A 16,397-nucleotide genomic window follows, 5' to 3' on the forward strand; every position below is an offset into this window, starting at 1 on the left:
GAAGGGGACGTCTAGTCCTGCGTGCGATGCGGGTCGATCACGGGCACCGAGGCGAGGAGGCGACGCGTGTAGGCCGCCTGCGGCTGGAGCAGCACCTTCTCGGTGGGGCCCTCCTCGACGATGCGCCCCTCGGTCATCACGATGACCTCGTCGCAGAGGTTCTGGACCACGCCGATGTCATGCGAGACCAGCAGCAGCGTCATCCCCTGTTCCGCACGCAGACGGCGCAAGACCTCGAGGATCTGCGCCCGCACCGTCACATCGAGCGCCGACAGCGGCTCGTCGCCGACGAGGATCGCCGGGCGGTGCGCGATCGCGCGGGCGAGCGCGATGCGTTGGCGCTGACCCCCCGAGAACTCGTGCGGGTAGCGCTCCGCCGCGTCGGCATCCAATCCGACGTCCGACAGCACCTCGTGGACGCGCGCGCGGCGGTCGCCGGGAATGTCGAGCGCCCACAGGGGCTCAGCGATGATGCGGCCGACGCTCATGCGGGGATCGAGCGAGGCGTACGGGTCCTGGAAGACGATGCCGGTGCGTCGGCGGAGCCAGTGCAGGCTGCGAGCCGACGCGCGGGCGTCCACGGGACGCCCGTCGATCGTCACCGTTCCCGTCGAGGGCGTGTCGAGGCCCAGGAGGAGCCGCACGAGGGTCGACTTGCCCGACCCCGATTCGCCGATGATCCCCAGCGCCGAGCCCGAGCGGACATCGACGTCCACGTCGTCGAGCGCGACGGTCTCGCGTCGTGGCGCACCCGCACCGCCGGCGCGCACCCGATAGCGCTTGCTCAGGCCGCGCGCCGAGATGAGCACCTCGCCTGTCATGCGTCTCCCTCCGGCCGCCAGACCGTGGCCGTCGCGTCGCGGAGCAGGCCACGGGTGACCTCCGACTGCGGAGCGGTGAGCAGGTCGGCGACCGTGCCGTCCTCGACGACGCGACCATGCTCGAGCACGACCGCCTCCGACGCGACCTGAGACAGCACGGCGAGGTCGTGGGTGATGAACAGCAGCGACATCCCGTCGTTCTCGACCAGCTCTCCCAGGAGCGCCAGGATCTCGGCCTGGATCGTCACGTCGAGCGCGGTCGTCGGCTCGTCGGCGATGAGCAGGCGCGGCCGAGCGGCCAGGGCCATGGCGATCGCCACCCGCTGGCGCTGGCCGCCCGAGAGCTGATGCGGGTAGCGGCGCAGCGCGCCCTCGGGGAGCCTCACCCGATCAGCATCGGCCTGAGCCCGTGCGAGAGCCTCACGCCGGCCGGCGCGGCCGTGGATGCGCAGGGGCTCCGCGACCTGCCGGCCCACCGTCCGCAGCGGGTTCAGGGCGGTCTGAGGCTCCTGGAAGACGATGCCGATCTGCTCGCCGCGGAGAGCGGCCAGCTCGCGGTCCGGCAGGCCGATCAGCTCCCGCCCGTTCCACCGGATGCTGCCCTCGACCTCGGCGCCGTCGGGAAGCAGCCCGAGCACAGCCAGGGCGGTCAGCGACTTGCCCGACCCCGATTCCCCGATGAGCCCGACCCGCGCGCCGTCGGCGACGCCGAACGACACGTCGTCGACCACGCGGCGCCCGTCGAGCACGACCGACAGGCCCTCGACCTCGAGACTCATGCGACCACCGCCGGAGTATGCGATGCGGCGGGGGAGCGCCGCCGGGCGAGCGTCGGGTCGGTCGCCTCGCGCAGACCGTCGCCGAGGAGGTTGAGTCCCAGCACGGTGATCGTGATCGCGAGCCCCGGCCACACGACGCTCAGCGGATGCGCCGTCAGGTACGTCTGCAGCTCGCTCAGCAGCAGCCCCCACGAGGGCTGCGTGGGGGGAGCGCCGAAACCGAGGTAGCTCAGGCCCGCCTCGGCGAGGACCGCGACCGCCATGCCCCACGACAGCTGCACGATGAAGACGGGCGCGACGTTCGGGAGCAGGTGGCGCAGGGCGATCTGCGACGGCGTGAGGCCGTTGGCGCGCGCCGCGAGCACGAAATCGCTGTGCAGCGTGCGGCGCAGCTCCGGCCGGGTGACGCGCGCGATGTTGACGCCGAATCCGATGCCGACGGAGATGACGACCACCCACAGTGAGCCACCCCACACCGCCGAGATCATCATCGCGATCAGCAGCACGGGAAAAGCGATCAGGATGTCGACGAGCACGGCGACGACCTCGCGGGTCCAGCGGCGGGTGAGCGCGCCGAGGCAGGCGAGTGCGATACCGATCAGCGTGGCGACGACGCCCGCGCCTGCGGCGACGAGGACCGTCGTGCGCGCCCCCGCGATCAGCAGCGAGAGGATGTCGCGACCCGACGCGTCGGTGCCGAGCAGATGCGGCCAGCTCGGCGGGCTCCACCGCGCCGGGATGTCCACCCGCTGCGGGTCGAACGGGGTCCAGACGAGCGAGACCGCGGCCACGACCCCGATGGTGACGACCACGATGAGCCCGAAACGGCTGGCAGGAAGCGACCACAGTCGCCGCAGCCACGGCATCCGGTCGTTCATGAGGCCTCCCGCTGTCTCGGATCCAGACCGCGATGCACGAGGTCGACGATGAAACCGACGACGAGAACGACCGCCGTGAGCGCGAGGAGCTCGCCCTGGACCTTCGGCAGATCGCGCAGGCCGACATCCGAGACCAGCATCCGGCCGATACCCGGCAGGGTGAACAGCTGCTCGATCACGACCGCTCCCACGACGATGCCCGCGACCTGCAAGCCCAGGACGCTGATGATCGACAGGCCAACCGTCGGCAGGCCGTGGCGAAGCAGCGCGGCACGGCGCGTGAGTCCCTTGGCAGCTGCGGTGCGGACGAAATCCTGCCCCATCGCCGAGAGCGTGGCGCTGCGGACGAACCGCATCAGCATCGCGCCCTCGACGACGCCGATGGTGACCGCGGGAAGGATCAGTGCGGCGAAGGCCCGCGCCGGGTCGCCCCACCCGCCGCGCGGGAAGCCCTGCGCGGGCAGCCAGCCAAGCCAGATCGCGAACACGACGACCAGCATCATGCCCGCCCAGACCACGGGTACGGCGGCGATCGCCTGCGCGCCGAACGAGAGCGCCGTGCCGTCGGCGCGGCCGCGACGGATGGCCGCGATCACGCCGAAGGGAAGCGCGATGATCAGTGCGACGAACATCGACATGAGCCCGAGGGGAACGGTGACCTGGGCCTTGGCCGCGAGTTCGGCCGCGACCGGCGAGCCCGTCACCAGCGACGTGCCGAGGTCGCCGCGCAGCAGCCCCGACACCCACTCGAGGTACTGCGTAGGCAACGGCACGTCGAGACCGAGGCGTTCACGCAGCGCCGCGACCTGCTCCGGCGTGGAGTTGGTTCCGGCGATCTGCTGCGCGACATCGCCGGGCAGAACCCGCAACGTCACGAAGATCAGCACGCTGGCGACGACCAGACCCAGCAACAGCAGGGCCAGTCGCGTCAGCGCGTAACGGATCACCCGTCGCTCTTGGCGATCTCGGCGAGGCTGATGCGCGCGTTCACGTTGTCGACGGGCATACCCGAGACGTTCGTGGCGACCGCGACCACTGAAGCCCAGTTGTAGAGCCAATCGGCGGCGTGGTCCTCGGACACGATCCGCGCGGCCTTCTTCAGGAGGTCATCGGCGGACTGCTCGTCCGTCGCGAGCAGCGACTGCGCGTAGAGATCCTGCACCTCGGCGTTGTCGTAGGTGAAGTAGTAGTCGGGATTCGCCCAGTTCTCGAAGTCGCGCGGCTCGGCGTGGTTGACGACGCTGAGCTCGTAGTCCTTATTGGTGTACACGTCGCTGAGCCAGGTGCCGAAGTCGACGGGGTTGACCTTGAGGTCGATCCCGACGTCGTTGAAGTTGGAGACCAGGATCTGCGGGAGCGTCGTGCCGTAGGCCGACGGGATGGTCAGGGTCAGCGCGAGATCGCTGACGCCGGCCTCACTCAGCAGCGCCCGGGCTGCCTCGGGGTCGTAGGAGACGACATCCGAGAGGTCCTCGTATCCGGGGTCGGCCTCGGGGATCGGACCGTAGAGCGTCTGCCCTGCACCGACGGCCTCGACGATCGCGTCGTGGTCGATGGCGGTTCGGATCGCCTCGCGCACCCGGACATCAGCCAGGGGCCCCGACGTGGAGTTCATCGCGAGCACGCTCTTATCGGTCGCGCTGCCGGTCTCGACGACGAAGTCGCCGCCGCCCTCGACCTGATCGGCGAGGTTCGCGTCGAAGCCGACGACGACGTCGATCTCGCCGGCGAGAGCGGCGTTGATGGCTGCTTGGTTGTCGGGGATGAAGTCGAACGTGACGTCGGCTACCTGAGCCGCATCCCCCCAGTACGCCTCGTTCCGCTCGAGCGTCAGGCTGGCGCCCTGGCGCCAGTTGGCCAGGCGGAACGGGCCGGTGCCGTTGGCGGCGGTGTTGTAGTCGACGGTGTCGCCCTCTTTGAGGATGATGCCCGCGCGGCCCGTGAGGTTCCACAGCAGCGACGAGTCGGGCTGCGACAGCGTCAGCACGATCTTCTGCCCGTCGGCGGTGACCGACGTGACGTTGGCGAGTCGTTCGCTGTCCGCCCATTCGGCGGTGGCCTGCCGGGTGGTCAGCGACGACACGACATCCTGAGGCGTGAGGGGTTGGCCGTCGTGGAAGGTGACTCCCTCACGCAACGTGAACGTGTAGGTCAAGCCGTCTGCGGAAACCTCGTGGGCGCTGGCGAGCGCGTCGACGATCTCGCCCTCCGCGGTGCGGGCGACGAGGCCCTGATAGACGTTGTCGATGAGCGTCTGATCGAGCGAGATGCCCGCGGTCTGCCGGATGTCGAGGTTCGAGGGCTCGAGCACCAGGCGGATGTTGACGCTGGCGTCCGGGTCAGGGGCGCCCATGGTGGCGGACGGCCCGGGCTCGGTCGACCCGGTGCAGCCGGCGAGGAGGAGGGTGCCTGCAGCCAGCAGTGCGGCGGCGGTCACGGTGGTGCGGCGGAGCATGTGGAGGAGGGTTCCTTTCGCAAGGGCGGTGGCATCGTTGCTGTCCGATGCGCGTCCGCGAACTCAGTGCGGCATACAGCCTAGGGTCCGCCACGACCGCGAGACGCATTCACCGACGTCCAGCGTCGCACGGCGACTCCCTATTTCATCGAGAGCGGGCCGTGCGCAGGCTGAGCGCGGGCTGCGGGGCGGGTGAGACGGCCGCAGGCCGGTTGAGCCTGTCGGCGGTACGGCTTGGCCGGTGGAGCTCGCCGCAGTAGCGCAGACCGGGCCGATCTCCGCCGACCAGACGCGCCCTCCAACCCGGCGATGCCCGCTGTTCGCGGGGGTTCCGTCGCCAGGATGAACAGCTGAATCGCGCGACGCAGCTGGGCCACGCGCGCGTTGAGCCTGTCGGCGGCACCGCAGCACGGCTTCGCCGCGGCGCCGCGGCCGTTGACAGGCTGAACAACCCTCCTGCGGCGCCCGGGTGCCCGTGACGTCGGCTCCGCCTGTTGACGGCACAAAGCCCGCAGTATGCGGGGGAGTCAGGCGGTGGCGGCGTCGCGGATGATGCGGGCGAGCTCGGTCGGGAGCTCCTCCTGCACGTTGTGGCCCGATTCCACCGTGACGATGCGCGCTGCGGGAAGGCGCTCGCCGAACCGATCGACGTCGGCGTCGGTCAGATAGCCCCGTGTGCCCCGTACGAGCGTGATGGGCGCCGCCACGGCGGCGAAGTCATCCCAGCCCGATGCCGCGAGGGCCGGAGCCAGCGCATCCTGCCGCTCGGATGCCGCGGCCGCGGCGCCGGGGTCGCCGGCGAGCCCGTTGGCGATGCGTGCGAAGTGGTGCTTCCACTCCACGCGGCCGTCATCGCGCACGCGCGAGTTGAGGAAGACGCCGCGCTCGGCCGCGGTGCGGTCTCCGCCGAGCCCGAACGACAGTGCACGCTCGACCATCTCCGCGCGAGAGGCCCAGCTGGTCGGTCCGGCGAAGAACCGCCGGATCTGCGACGCCGCTCCGGCGGGGTCGAGCCCGGGCGCGATGTCGACGATCACGAGGGCACGCACCAGCTCGGGGTGCGCTGCGGCGAGGGCCGCGGCCGTGAGGCCGCCGAGCGACTGCCCGACCACGACCTGCGGAGTCGTCGTCCACTGCGCGAGCGCCGGTGCGATGTCGGCCGCGAGCGTCCGTCCCGTGTAGTCGGCGTCGTCGCGCCACGCGGAGTCACCGTGTCCCGGCAGGTCGATCGCCAGCGCCGGCCGCCCGAGCGCGAGGACGGTGCGATCCCACGTATGGGCGTTGAGGCCGGCCCCGTGAAGAAGGGTGACCTCGGGCTCGCCGTCGCCGAGTCGGAGCGCGCTGACCGGTCGCCCGTCAGGGGCGAAGGTGAACAGCCGCTCGGCCGCGGGTGTCGGAACGCCGGCCTCAGCGGCCTGGACGGGCAGGAACGAGAACTCGTCGAACGTGTCGTCGTGCACGGTGATCCTTCGCATCGGGGAGGGACCATTCTCCCGCGACGGGGGAGGGCGGTGGATAGGGTTGACGCATGAATCCGGAGCGGCGCATCCATCTCGCCAAGGCGGCTCGTCCGGCCTACGACGCGCTCGACGCGTTCGCCCGCACGGTCGGGACCATCGCGCAGGATGCCGGCATCGACGAGCGTCTGAAAGAGCTCGCGCTCGTCCACAGCTCGCAGCTCAACGGCTGCGCCTACTGCGTGCGTGTGCATGTGGGTCGGGCGGTGGCTGCCGGTGTGACGGCCGACGAGATCGCCCAGCTCGCCACCTGGCGCGAGTCGGGGGTCTTCGACGAACGCGAGCGTACGGCTCTCGAGCTCGCCGAGGCGTATGTGCACATCGCCGACGAGGGCGTCTCGGACGAGCTGTACGACCGCGTGGGCGGGGTCTTCTCCGAGGCGGAGTACGTCGCGCTGAGCTGGCTCTTCATCTCGATCAACGCGTTCAATCGCCTGACGATCGCGGGCCGGTACCCCGTGCCGCCGCTCCCGCGTCCCGGCGGATGAGCGGCGCGGCATCGCTGTCGGTGCCGGGAGCCCTGAACTTCCGCGACACCGGCGGCCTGCGGGCGGGAAACACCTCGACACGATCGGGCGTGCTCTACCGTTCGGGCAACCTCTTCCGCGTCGACGACGCCGGGCGCCGCGCTCTCGGCGCGCTCGGGCTGCGTCGCATCATCGACCTGCGCGACGACGACGAGGTGCGCTCCGAGCCCACGGTCCTCGGAGATCTCTCCATCGAGACCCAGCGGGTGCCGCTGTTCCTGGGGTCGGTCGCCTCGCTGTTCCGCGCCGACATGTCGCTCGAGTCGATGTATCGTTCGCTCATCGACGACTCGGCTCCGCGCGTGCTCGAGGTCGTCCGCGGGGTCATCGCCGATCAGCCGGTGCTCGTGCACTGCACGATCGGCAAGGACCGCACCGGAGTGACGATCGCGATGATCCTCGCGGCAGCGGGAGTGGACGAGGATGCCGTCGTCGACGACTACGCCCGCACGGAGACGTTGCTGCCGGCCGAGCGCAACGCGCCGATCCTCGCGTATCTCCGCGCGCACCACCCCGACGCCCCGCAGCTGGTCGACCTGGCCACGCGGTCGCCGGCGCCGGTGATGCGCGCGCTCCTGGCCGACCTGCGCGAGCGATTCGGTTCCCCGGCCGACTACCTCCGGTCGCATGGACTCGCCGACGACGAGCTCGCCGAGCTGCGCCGCATCATCCTGATGTGAGACCTCGGGGGGCCGTCCGGTTTCGGCTACGTAGGTAAGGCATGCCTACACCGCGGGTATAGTGGAGTCATCATGACCGAGCTCCACAGCGCCGCCGCCTGCCGCGCCTCGAAGCACGTCCGGGTGCAGCACCTGGTGACGGCCGACGAGCACTCGCTCGCCGAGCTCGAGGCGCTCCTCGCCACCCTGCCGCTGTGCTCGACCGGCCGGGTCTTCATCGAGGTGCCCGACGCCGCTTGGATCGGCACCGTGTCGGCGCCGGCCCGCATGGTCGTGACCTGGCTCGACCGTTCACGCCGAACCGGTGCTCCGGGTTCGGGCCGGGGCTGCGGGTCGGGCGAGGCGCTCTCTCGCGCGGTCACCGCGTGGGCCGACGAGATGCTGTGCACGGATGCCGCGAAGGCGACGCGCGTGCACCTGCTGGGCGGGTTCCTCGGCACGGTCGACATCGTCGATCACCTCACCGCGCGCTGCGGAATGACCGCCGCGTCGATTCACACGCCCGAGCGCTTCGGGCTCGCGACCGCCCGCTGAGGTCCGTCAGCGGCTCTCGGCGCGCCGGGGGATGTAGTTGCCGTCGGCCAGTCCCGCGTCGATCTCGAATCGGTTGCGCAGGGGATCGCGGCCCGCGATCAGGTAGAGCAACGGCATGAGGAGCCCGTATCGCCGCCACTGCCGAGCGTGCACGGCCTCGTGCGTGAGGATCCGCTCGCTCGGTTCACGGTCGCCGGTCAGGAAGCACGACCCGACGCAGACGCCCCCGCGGCCGAACGTCCATTCCGGCATCCCGCGGAAGACCCACAGCCCCTGACGTCGCTCGACGCGGCCGGTCGACCACAGCGTGCCCCAGACGAACCCGAAGGCGGTGCCCGCCCGGGCGCCGAACTCGCTGACGGGGGAGTCCAGCAGCATCCGGGGGATGAGCCGGTCCACCGCCGCGCCTCGCGCGACCGCCGCGTCGGCTCGCTGCCGCCATCCGGCGGGCGGCATCCGGACGCTGCTCACGCCAGAGCCCCGACGACCCGCAGCACGGAGCCCATGTCGTCCACGACGGCCTCGGGATGCGGCGGAGCGAACCCGGAGACGGACGCTCCGGCGAACGAGAACCGCCCGCGCAGGATGCCGATCGCGTTGGTGAGGGTTGGGATGTCGATTCCGAACGGCACGGCCGTGCTCACACCCGTGATCGCCGCGGGGTCGAGGACGTCGAGATCGACGTGAACGTAGACCGAGCCGGCGCCGGTGGCAGCGACCGCGTCCGCCAGACGGGCGGGATCGGCCAGATCGTCGACGCCGAGATGCGTCAGACCCGCGATCTTCGCCGCATCGGTCTCTGCGTCGTCGAACTCGCGGGCGCCCGCAAGGACGATGCGATCGGCGGGCACCGCGGCATCCGGTGACAACGGGGTCGTCTCGAACACCGCGCGCAGGGCCATCCCCGCGAACGCACCCGAGGAGGACGATTCGGGGGTATGCAGGTCGGCGTGCGCGTCGAACCAGACGACGGCCATGTCGGGATGCAGCGCGGCCGCATGCGCGATCGCCGGCACGGCCACTCCGCAGTCGCCGCCGACGACCAGCACGTGGCCGCTCGGGCTCGCGCCGTCCGCGGCACCGTCGGCCTCGGTGAGGGCGGCCGTGACCAGGTCGCGGGTGCGCTGGAGCGAGCTGAACCGCCGGATGCCGCTGCCGAGCGCCTCGCCGGCCTCGATCGGCACGTCGACCCGGACGGTCGCGCTGCGCGGGAGGTCGCCCGCGATCGCGTCAGCGCCGTCGATCAGCGTCATCGATCGAGTTGAGGGCGAGCCCTGCCATTGCGGGACCACGATGAATCGGGTCATTCCTTCGTCCTTCGTCGGGCGTTCTCAGCGGTTCGAGCGTCGACGCCCGGGCGGCAGAGCCGGCCCGGGCGTCGACATCGGCACTCAGCGCTCGATGGCGCCGGCGGCTCCGCCCGTCTTCAGCGCGGCGAGTCGCGCCTCCACCTCGGTGAGCTGGCCCACGTCCTCGAGGCTCTCGAACTGCGCGTCGAGGCTCGAGGCGGCGAGTTCCTGCTTGCCGGCGGCGAGCGCCTCCTGGCGGCGGACCTTGTCTTCGAAGCGTCCGAGCTCGCTCGTCGGGTCGAGTACGTCGATCGACTTGACGGCGTCGTGGACGCGGTTCTGCGCCTCGGCAGTCTTCGCGCGCGCGAGCAGCTCGGAGCGCTTCGCGCGGAGCTGGTCGAGCTTGACCTTCATGCCGTTGAGGCCGTCCTTGAGCTTCTCGACGACCTCGGTCTGGGTCGCGATCGTCGGCGCGATGGTCCGGGCCTCGTTCTCCTCGCTGATCTGACGCTGCAGCGCGACCTTCGCGAGGTTGTCGAACTTGTCGGCGTCGGCGGTGTTGCCCACCGCGCGCAGCTCGTCGGCCTTCCGGCTCGCGGCGAGGGCCTTGTTGCCCCACTCTGCCGCGGCCTGGACATCCTCCTGGTGGTCGCGCTCGAGCAGGCGCAGGTTGCCGATCGTCTCGGCGATCGCCGACTCCGCGTCGGCGATCGAGTTGGTGTAGTCCCGCACGAGCTGGTCGAGCATCTTCTGCGGGTCCTCGGCCTGGTCGAGGAGGGCGTTGATGTTCGCCTTCACGAGCGTCGAGATGCGACCGAAGATGGACTGCTTTGCCATCGGGGTTCCTTTCGTGGGTGGTCGGGAAGAGGGAGAAGTCGTCAGAATCGGCCGCCGCCGCGCCGAGAGCGGCCGCCACCGAACCCGCCGCCGCCGCTGCGACCGCGTGAACCGCCGCCGAACCCGCCGCGCGAGCCGTTGAAGCCGCCGCCGAAGCCGCTGCCGCCGAAGCCCGACGAGCGGCGTCCGGACGACCCGCCCCCGAGGAGCGAGTTCAGCACCATGCCGCCGATCATGGCACCCATCATGCCGTTCGAGTTCGATCCGGGGGAGCCAGTTGCGAAGCCGCCGACATCGGTGCGTGCCGCGTCGATCGCGAGTCCGCTCAGCTGCGTCGCACGTGTTGCGTCGGCCAGCGCGCGCTCGGGTTCGATCTGCGCGGTCGCCTCCGCCCGGTCGAGCGACGCGCGAGCTTCCGCCACTCGCGTGCGGGCCGTGGCGCCGACGGCTCCGCGTCGCGTGCCGATGTAATCCTCGGCGGCCGACACCTGCGCCCGGGCCTGCTGCAGCTGCTGTTCGAGCGTCTGTCGCGCGCGGGCGGCTCGCTGCGCGGCATCCCGGGCGCCGGCCAGCGCGGCGTCGATCGCCGAGTTCGCGCCCAGCAGCGTGGACAAGGCGGCCTGCGGGCGACGGTGCTCGCCGGTCAGCTGGGAACGGGCGGCGTCGATGTGCTGCCGGGTGGCGGAGGCGACCGCGGCGAGCGTGCCGTCGGGGTCGGGTACGCCGACCGCTGCCGCAACGTCCTGTTCGAGGTCCGTGATGAGCGCCGCAGCGTCGCGCTCGGCGGTGGCGAGATCCGCGGCGACCTTCTCGACCGCGGCCTCCAGCTGAGCGGCCTGCGCGACGGCTCCTTCGGCGGCACGCAATGACACGGCCGCCGCAGCGCCGTCCCCCGCGGCGATCGCACGCTGCGCCGTCGCGAGCTGCTCGTCGGCGTAGTCGAGGCGGCTGCGCACCTGCTCGGGGTTGTCGCCGATGGTCGCGAGTTCCTCGGGGGCGTACGCCGATCGAAGCCGCTCGAGAGAGGCGACCGCTCCGTCGAGCCCGGTTCCGGCGGCGCCGCGTTCCTGCTGGATGCGAACGAGCGCTTCGGGGGCGTTCTGCTCGAGGTCGCGCAGACGGTCGAACTCCTCGGCGCGCGCGTCGAGCTCGGAGTCGGCGTGCGCGCACAGCTCGAGGATGCGGGTGTGGATCGCGCGGACGTCCGCCTCGGTGTCGGGCTGATCGTCGTCGAGGCGCTGCTGCAGCGTGAACGCCTCGTCGAGGTCTCGGCGTGCCTGCGCCAGGGTCTCGGCGAAAGCGGTTGCCGCCTCGTCGCCGAACTGCGCCGTCGCGAAGCCGAGCTCCTGCTCGCTCGTCCGGATGGCGTCGTCGGCTGCCACGAGCGCGCTGGCGGAGCGCCGGGCGAGATCCTCGATCGGCTCGGCGGCCGCGCCACGGGCGGAGCCGGGGCCGGCGCCCGCCCGACGACGGCGCACCAGGACGACGATGACGGCGATCACGGCACCGACCGCGAGAATTCCGAGGACGATCGTCAGGCCCGACATGCCCGAGCCGCCCGCCGCGCCGCCGGATCCACCGACCGCCGCCGCGAGTCCGCCGGCGGCGGCGAACGCGGCGCCGCCCCAATCCTCCGACCGGAGCTCTGGAAGGATGTCGCGCGTCTCGATGTCGCCGAGCGTCTCGCCGTCGACGGGGCCGTTGGTGTCGCCCGACAGGTAGAAGTTTCGCTGCTCGGTCGCGATCGCCAGTACGTACTGGTCCACGCCGAGGCCGCCGCGCTGGGCGACCGCGTTGGCCCAGCCCTCGGCGTCGGACGGGCTGGTGAACGCGTCGACGTACACGACCCACAGGTCGATGCCCGCCTCCGAGCTCAACGCGGTGAGCCTCTCGTCGACGGCACGCTCTTCGCCTGGCGTCAGCGCGTCGGCCTGATCCACGACGCGTCCCGAGCCGAGGTCGACCGGGTCGGTCGCCCAGGCCGCGGCGGAGCCGCCCGCGACGAACATCAGGCTCGCCAGGATCGAGAGCGTCACCGCTCGGAGCACGCGCATCCGTTCCCCTTCCGAGGTCGGAGGACCGGCCTCGTCTCCACTCTATTGAGGGCGTCGTGCCTGAGCCTATGCCGGGACTGTGAATCAGCGGCCAGCGGAATCGCGGCGCGGATACCCGGCGACGGGAACGGCCGCGGTTACGCTGACCCGCGGCCCGACGGGGCGCGAGGCGGGAGGAACCATGGACGACAGATACGGCACCGATGTGCTCGCAGCCGGATGGCGCGATGCCGGACGCAAGGTGGTGCCGGAGGTGCCCGCCGATCCCGATCTCGTCGTCGAGGTGGCGGCCGACGGCTACTGCGGAGCGGTCGTGGCCGTCCGCGGCGGGAACGTGGAACTCGAGGACCGCCTCGGCAAGGTGCGTCTGTTCCCGCTCGGGGGCGGCTTCCTCGTCGACGGCGAGCCCGTCAAGCTCGTCGCTCCGAAGGCCGCACAGCCCGCGGGTCGGCTGCGTACCGCTTCGGGGTCGTTCGTCGCGCCGCAGCAACGGGCGCGCGTGGCACGCGCGTCGCGCATCCTGGTCGAGGGACGACACGACGCCGAACTCGTCGAGAAGGTCTGGGGCGCCGACCTCCGCGTCGAGGGCGTCGTGGTCGAGTACCTGCAGGGGATCGACCTGCTGGAGGACCTCCTCCGAGACGAGCCGCCCTCTGCCGAGCGTCGCTACGGGGTGCTCGTGGACCATCTGGTCGCGGGCTCGAAGGAGACCCGCATCGCGGAGCAGATCCTGCGTGGTCCGCACGGTGCCCACCTCAGGATCGTCGGGCACCCCCACATCGACGTCTGGCAGTGCGTGCGCCCCGAGGCCGTCGGCATCCGCGCGTGGCCGCAGGTGCCGCGGGGCATCGAGTGGAAGACCGGCGTCTGCCGGGCGCTCGGCTGGCCCGCCGAGGACCAGGCCGACATCGCGCATGCCTGGCAGCGCATTCTCGGATCGGTTCGGACGTACCGCGACCTGGATCCTGCGCTGCTGGGCCGGGTCGAGGAGCTCATCGATTTCGTCACGGCCTGACGCCCCAGGTCCGCTCGGCGCACCTCCCGTCGCTCGATACCCTGGACTCATGCCGCAGACCGACGCGCCCGACACCGGTGACGAACCCCGCTACCGCGAGCGGCCCGTGTCGTTCGCCCGCCGCAGCGGGCGGATGAGCGACGGACAGGAGCGCGCCTGGAACCAGCTCGGCGGCTTCTACAACGTCCCCGTCGAACGGGATCAGGCTGTGCTGAGCGTCCGGCCGGGCTCGGAGGTCGACCCCGCCGCGCTGTTCGGTCGCAGTGCGCCGCTCGTGGTCGAGATCGGCTCCGGCCAGGGGCACGCGATCGTCGCGGCTGCACAGGCCGCGCCGGAGACGGATTTCCTCGCCGTGGAGGTGTTCCGGGCGGGGCTCGCCCGCACCATGCTCGACGCCGATCGTGCGGGCGTGCGGAACCTCCGCCTCGTCGAAGCGAACGCGCCCGAGGTACTCGAGCACCTGCTGCCCGCGGCATCCGTCGACGAGCTCTGGATCTTCTTCTCCGACCCGTGGCACAAGACGCGTCACACGAAGCGGCGCCTCATCTCGCCCGACTTCACGCCGCTGGCGGCGCGGGCGCTCAAGCCCGGGGGCGTGCTCCGACTCGCGACCGACTGGGAGGACTACGCGCGCCAGATGCGCGAAGTGATGGGGGATGCCGCGGGCTTCGTCCCCGACTTCGAGGATGACTGGGCGCCGCGTTTCGAGGGCCGCGTGATGACGGCCTTCGAGCGGAAGGGCATCGCCAAGGGGCGCGACATCCGCGACCTCGCCTATCGCCGTACCGACGCGGTCTGACGGAGGGCGGACGCCGTGAAGACGCACCCGGGACTGGCCGCCCGCCCCGTCGTCTCGGCGAGCACCGTGCCCGCCCTTCTGGTCTGCCTGGCGGCGCCGGCGTTCTTCGTGCTGCTGCAGCCCTGGCTCGGGTGGACGCTGCTGGTCCTGGGGCTCGTCTCGGCTCTCGGCGTCGACCGCTGGCGGGTGGGTGAGGAGACGCGGCCCTCGCTGGCGCGCGATCTCTCCCTGATCGCCCTCGGTCTCGTCGTCGTGAGCCTCATCGACCTGAAGGCCGAGCTCGACAACCTCGCGATGCTGCGCTTCACCCTCGCGCTGGGCGGGGCGGTGCTGCTGCCGTACCTCGTCTCGCGCTTCGTGTATCGCGATCACGCCATTCGCTTCCCCTGGCGCGGCGGAGGGCGCTGGACCACCTTCCAGTGGGCCTGGCTCGCCGCGGTCCTCGTGCTCGGCTGGCTGATCCTGCCCTTCTACTTCATCACGTCGGGCGTTTACACCAACTGGCCCGTCGTCGACACCCCCGACCTCATCGCGCGCCTCTTCGTCGGCGTCGGCGCCGTAGGCATCTGGGACGAACTGTTCTTCATCTGCACCTGCTTCGCGCTGCTCCGGCGGCACTTCGCCGATGTCTCGGCCAACGTCCTGCAGACGATCGTGTTCGTCTCATTCCTCTGGGAGCTCGGCTACCGCGCCTGGGGACCGGTGCTGACCATCCCGTTCGCGCTCCTGCAGGGCTACATCTTCCTGCGCACGCGGTCGCTCACCTACGTCGTGACGGTGCACCTTCTCTTCGACGCGGTCGTCTTCGGCGTGCTCGTCCACGCGCACAATCCGGGTCTCCTCGACGCGCTGTTCCTCGTCCCCGCGCCCTGACCCGCGGCTACGCTGGGTCGCGGGGCCCCGACGCGGGGCCCGCGGACGAGGGAGCAGTACCCGCAACGGACAAGACTGACTCGGACAGGTCTGTCATGGCATGGGTGATCCTGATCGCAGCCGGCGTCCTCGAGGCGGTATGGGCTGCCGCGCTCGCGGCATCCGAGGGATTCCGCCGCAAACGGCCCGCGTCGCTCTTCGTCGTCGCGCTCGCCGCGAGCATGGCGGGCCTCGCATACGCGATGACCGAGCTGCCGACCGGCACCGCCTACGCCGTCTGGGTCGGGGTCGGAGCGACGCTCACTGTCGTGTGGGCGATGGTGACCCGTCGCGAGCGCGCGTCGACCGCGCGCATCCTCCTGCTTCTGCTCCTGGTCGCCTGCGTCGTCGGCCTCAAGGTGGTGAGCTGACATGACGCGTGCATGGACGATCCTGCTCGCCAGCGCGGTCTGCGAGGCTGTCTGGGCGACGGCCCTGGGCGAATCGGACGGGCTACGCCACCCCGTGCCGAGTGTCGTGTTCGCCATCGGTCTGCTGCTCAGCATGCTCGGGCTCGGACGCGCTATGAAGCACATTCCGATCGGTACGGCCTACGCGGTCTGGGTGGGGGTGGGCGCGGCGCTGACCGTGACCTGGTCGATCGCGACGGGCGCTGAGGCGTTCGCTCCGGGCAAGGTGGTCTTCATCGCCGGCATCGTGGTCGCTGTCATCGGCTTGAAGCTCGTTCCGGCCACGAGCAGGACTGCGGCGCGAGGGTCACAGCCGAGCGAGGAGCGCGGGACCGAAGACGAGAGCGGCGGCGATCGGCACGACGAGCGCCGCTAGGGCGATGATGCCGAGGATGGCGATGTTGCCCAGGATCGAGCCGAGCAGGGCGCGACCGCGGCCGGCGGCGAGGTGGATGCGGTCGAGGGGAGAGAGGGGAGCGGCGGTCACAGTTCGACGCTACGAAGCGGTGGCCCTGCGACGCGTCGGTCGATCGGCTGAGAAGCATCCCCCTGCGGGATGATCCGTGCCTCACGTGTGTCAATACCCTCGGTCCGCGCCGGCTCGGTGCGTAGCGTCGCGGTCACGCAACGACGAGAGGACGAACACATGAGTGACCGAGAGCGTCCCGACATCCCCGGCGACGACATCGAGACCGGAACCGCCACCGGCGGGGCATCGGCCTTTCCGGGGGCTCCGAGCGCGGCGCCCGACGAGCCCGCACCGGAGGGCCATGGTGGAGATGCCGACACGACGACCGATGGCGACGGTCAGCCGCTCGAGAACCCCTCGGGCGGTTGAGGGGTCGCGCGACTGTCGCGCATCGAGTCGGCTGTCAAGACGGCGACCGAGG

20 protein-coding genes and 1 riboswitch are annotated in these 16,397 nt (G+C 71.2%); of the genes, 9 read left to right on the top strand and 11 right to left on the bottom strand.

Going from position 1 to position 16,397, the window contains the following annotated elements:
• Window positions 1-11: 11 nt before the first annotated feature.
• From ABIC53_RS01610 to ABIC53_RS01635, 6 genes are all read right to left on the bottom strand, one after another.
• The gene (locus ABIC53_RS01610; RefSeq protein WP_269267780.1) at window positions 12-821 is read right to left on the bottom strand and encodes an ABC transporter ATP-binding protein; all 810 of its coding nucleotides are present in this window, start codon (window positions 819-821) and stop codon (window positions 12-14) included.
• A complete protein-coding gene (locus ABIC53_RS01615; protein ID WP_274178835.1) occupies window positions 818-1,600 on the bottom strand; it encodes an ATP-binding cassette domain-containing protein in 783 nt (260 codons plus the stop codon). Before ABIC53_RS01615 ends, ABIC53_RS01610 begins: the two co-directional genes overlap by 4 nt.
• Window positions 1,597-2,478: an ABC transporter permease gene (locus ABIC53_RS01620; RefSeq protein ID WP_354450092.1), complete on the bottom strand. Its 882-nt coding sequence runs from the start codon at window positions 2,476-2,478 to the stop codon at window positions 1,597-1,599. Before ABIC53_RS01620 ends, ABIC53_RS01615 begins: the two co-directional genes overlap by 4 nt.
• The gene (locus ABIC53_RS01625; RefSeq protein ID WP_274178833.1) at window positions 2,475-3,425 is read right to left on the bottom strand and encodes an ABC transporter permease; all 951 of its coding nucleotides are present in this window, start codon (window positions 3,423-3,425) and stop codon (window positions 2,475-2,477) included. The genes ABIC53_RS01620 and ABIC53_RS01625 overlap by 4 nt, the downstream gene beginning before the upstream one ends.
• Window positions 3,422-4,933 (bottom strand): ABC transporter substrate-binding protein, encoded by a 1,512-nt coding sequence (locus ABIC53_RS01630; protein ID WP_354450094.1) that lies wholly within the window; start codon window positions 4,931-4,933, stop codon window positions 3,422-3,424. The genes ABIC53_RS01625 and ABIC53_RS01630 overlap by 4 nt, the downstream gene beginning before the upstream one ends.
• Before the next feature lie 527 nt (window positions 4,934-5,460).
• Window positions 5,461-6,408: an alpha/beta fold hydrolase gene (locus ABIC53_RS01635; protein ID WP_404568747.1), complete on the bottom strand. Its 948-nt coding sequence runs from the start codon at window positions 6,406-6,408 to the stop codon at window positions 5,461-5,463.
• A 53-nt stretch (window positions 6,409-6,461) separates the two neighbouring features.
• On the opposite strand from ABIC53_RS01635, the gene ABIC53_RS01640 reads away from it, so the two are divergent.
• From ABIC53_RS01640 to ABIC53_RS01650, 3 genes are all read left to right on the top strand, one after another.
• Window positions 6,462-6,938, top strand: a complete 477-nt coding sequence (locus ABIC53_RS01640) for a carboxymuconolactone decarboxylase family protein (RefSeq protein WP_274178830.1) — start codon at window positions 6,462-6,464, stop codon at window positions 6,936-6,938.
• Complete coding sequence (locus ABIC53_RS01645) at window positions 6,935-7,657, top strand: tyrosine-protein phosphatase (protein WP_282501330.1); 723 nt, start codon at window positions 6,935-6,937, stop codon at window positions 7,655-7,657. Before ABIC53_RS01640 ends, ABIC53_RS01645 begins: the two co-directional genes overlap by 4 nt.
• A 72-nt stretch (window positions 7,658-7,729) precedes the next feature.
• Complete coding sequence (locus ABIC53_RS01650; RefSeq protein WP_354450097.1) at window positions 7,730-8,191, top strand: SIP domain-containing protein; 462 nt, start codon at window positions 7,730-7,732, stop codon at window positions 8,189-8,191.
• Window positions 8,192-8,197: 6 nt separating this feature from the next.
• Here the strand turns inward: ABIC53_RS01650 and ABIC53_RS01655 are convergent, their stop codons facing one another.
• From ABIC53_RS01655 to ABIC53_RS01670, 4 genes are all read right to left on the bottom strand, one after another.
• Complete coding sequence (locus tag ABIC53_RS01655; protein ID WP_282502592.1) at window positions 8,198-8,647, bottom strand: Fe-S oxidoreductase; 450 nt, start codon at window positions 8,645-8,647, stop codon at window positions 8,198-8,200.
• A gap of 11 nt (window positions 8,648-8,658) precedes the next feature.
• A complete protein-coding gene (locus ABIC53_RS01660) occupies window positions 8,659-9,498 on the bottom strand; it encodes an arginase family protein (RefSeq protein ID WP_274178827.1) in 840 nt (279 codons plus the stop codon).
• Window positions 9,499-9,582: 84 nt separating this feature from the next.
• Window positions 9,583-10,317 carry a PspA/IM30 family protein gene (locus ABIC53_RS01665; protein WP_112617301.1) on the bottom strand — a complete coding sequence of 245 codons (735 nt, stop codon included), beginning with the start codon at window positions 10,315-10,317 and terminating at the stop codon, window positions 9,583-9,585.
• Window positions 10,318-10,358: 41 nt separating this feature from the next.
• Window positions 10,359-12,371, bottom strand: coding sequence for a TPM domain-containing protein (locus tag ABIC53_RS01670; RefSeq protein ID WP_354450099.1), 2,013 nt, complete (start codon window positions 12,369-12,371; stop codon window positions 10,359-10,361).
• Window positions 12,372-12,552: 181 nt separating this feature from the next.
• Here ABIC53_RS01670 and ABIC53_RS01675 point away from each other — a divergent pair, with 181 nt between their 5' ends.
• The 5 genes from ABIC53_RS01675 to ABIC53_RS01695 all read left to right on the top strand — a co-directional run bounded on the left by ABIC53_RS01675 (window position 12,553) and on the right by ABIC53_RS01695 (window position 15,883).
• A complete protein-coding gene (locus tag ABIC53_RS01675; protein ID WP_269267769.1) occupies window positions 12,553-13,386 on the top strand; it encodes a DUF3097 domain-containing protein in 834 nt (277 codons plus the stop codon).
• Between the two features lie 49 nt (window positions 13,387-13,435).
• Complete coding sequence (gene trmB, locus ABIC53_RS01680; protein WP_274178824.1) at window positions 13,436-14,185, top strand: tRNA (guanosine(46)-N7)-methyltransferase TrmB; 750 nt, start codon at window positions 13,436-13,438, stop codon at window positions 14,183-14,185.
• A 15-nt stretch (window positions 14,186-14,200) separates the two neighbouring features.
• Window positions 14,201-15,058, top strand: coding sequence for a CPBP family intramembrane glutamic endopeptidase (locus ABIC53_RS01685; protein ID WP_323986288.1), 858 nt, complete (start codon window positions 14,201-14,203; stop codon window positions 15,056-15,058).
• A 19-nt stretch (window positions 15,059-15,077) separates the two neighbouring features.
• A riboswitch (guanidine-III (ykkC-III) riboswitch) is annotated at window positions 15,078-15,143 on the top strand.
• 10 nt (window positions 15,144-15,153) lie between these two features.
• On the top strand, window positions 15,154-15,468 hold the full coding sequence (locus ABIC53_RS01690; protein ID WP_114588482.1) for a DMT family transporter: 315 nt from the start codon (window positions 15,154-15,156) through the stop codon (window positions 15,466-15,468).
• A 1-nt stretch (window position 15,469) separates the two neighbouring features.
• Entirely contained in the window at window positions 15,470-15,883 is a 414-nt protein-coding gene (locus ABIC53_RS01695; RefSeq protein ID WP_282501328.1) for a DMT family transporter, read from the top strand.
• On the opposite strand, the gene ABIC53_RS01700 is transcribed toward ABIC53_RS01695, so the two are convergent.
• A complete protein-coding gene (locus ABIC53_RS01700) occupies window positions 15,815-15,994 on the bottom strand; it encodes a hypothetical protein (protein WP_112617295.1) in 180 nt (59 codons plus the stop codon). The two genes, ABIC53_RS01695 and ABIC53_RS01700, sit on opposite strands and share 69 nt — an antisense overlap.
• A 159-nt stretch (window positions 15,995-16,153) precedes the next feature.
• Between ABIC53_RS01700 and ABIC53_RS01705 the strand changes: the two genes are divergently transcribed.
• Window positions 16,154-16,345, top strand: coding sequence for a hypothetical protein (locus tag ABIC53_RS01705; protein WP_274178821.1), 192 nt, complete (start codon window positions 16,154-16,156; stop codon window positions 16,343-16,345).
• The last annotated feature ends 52 nt before the right edge of the window (window positions 16,346-16,397 follow it).

The organism is Microbacterium sp. 1262, from assembly GCF_040544895.1.
Taxonomy (GTDB): domain Bacteria; phylum Actinomycetota; class Actinomycetes; order Actinomycetales; family Microbacteriaceae; genus Microbacterium; species Microbacterium plantarum.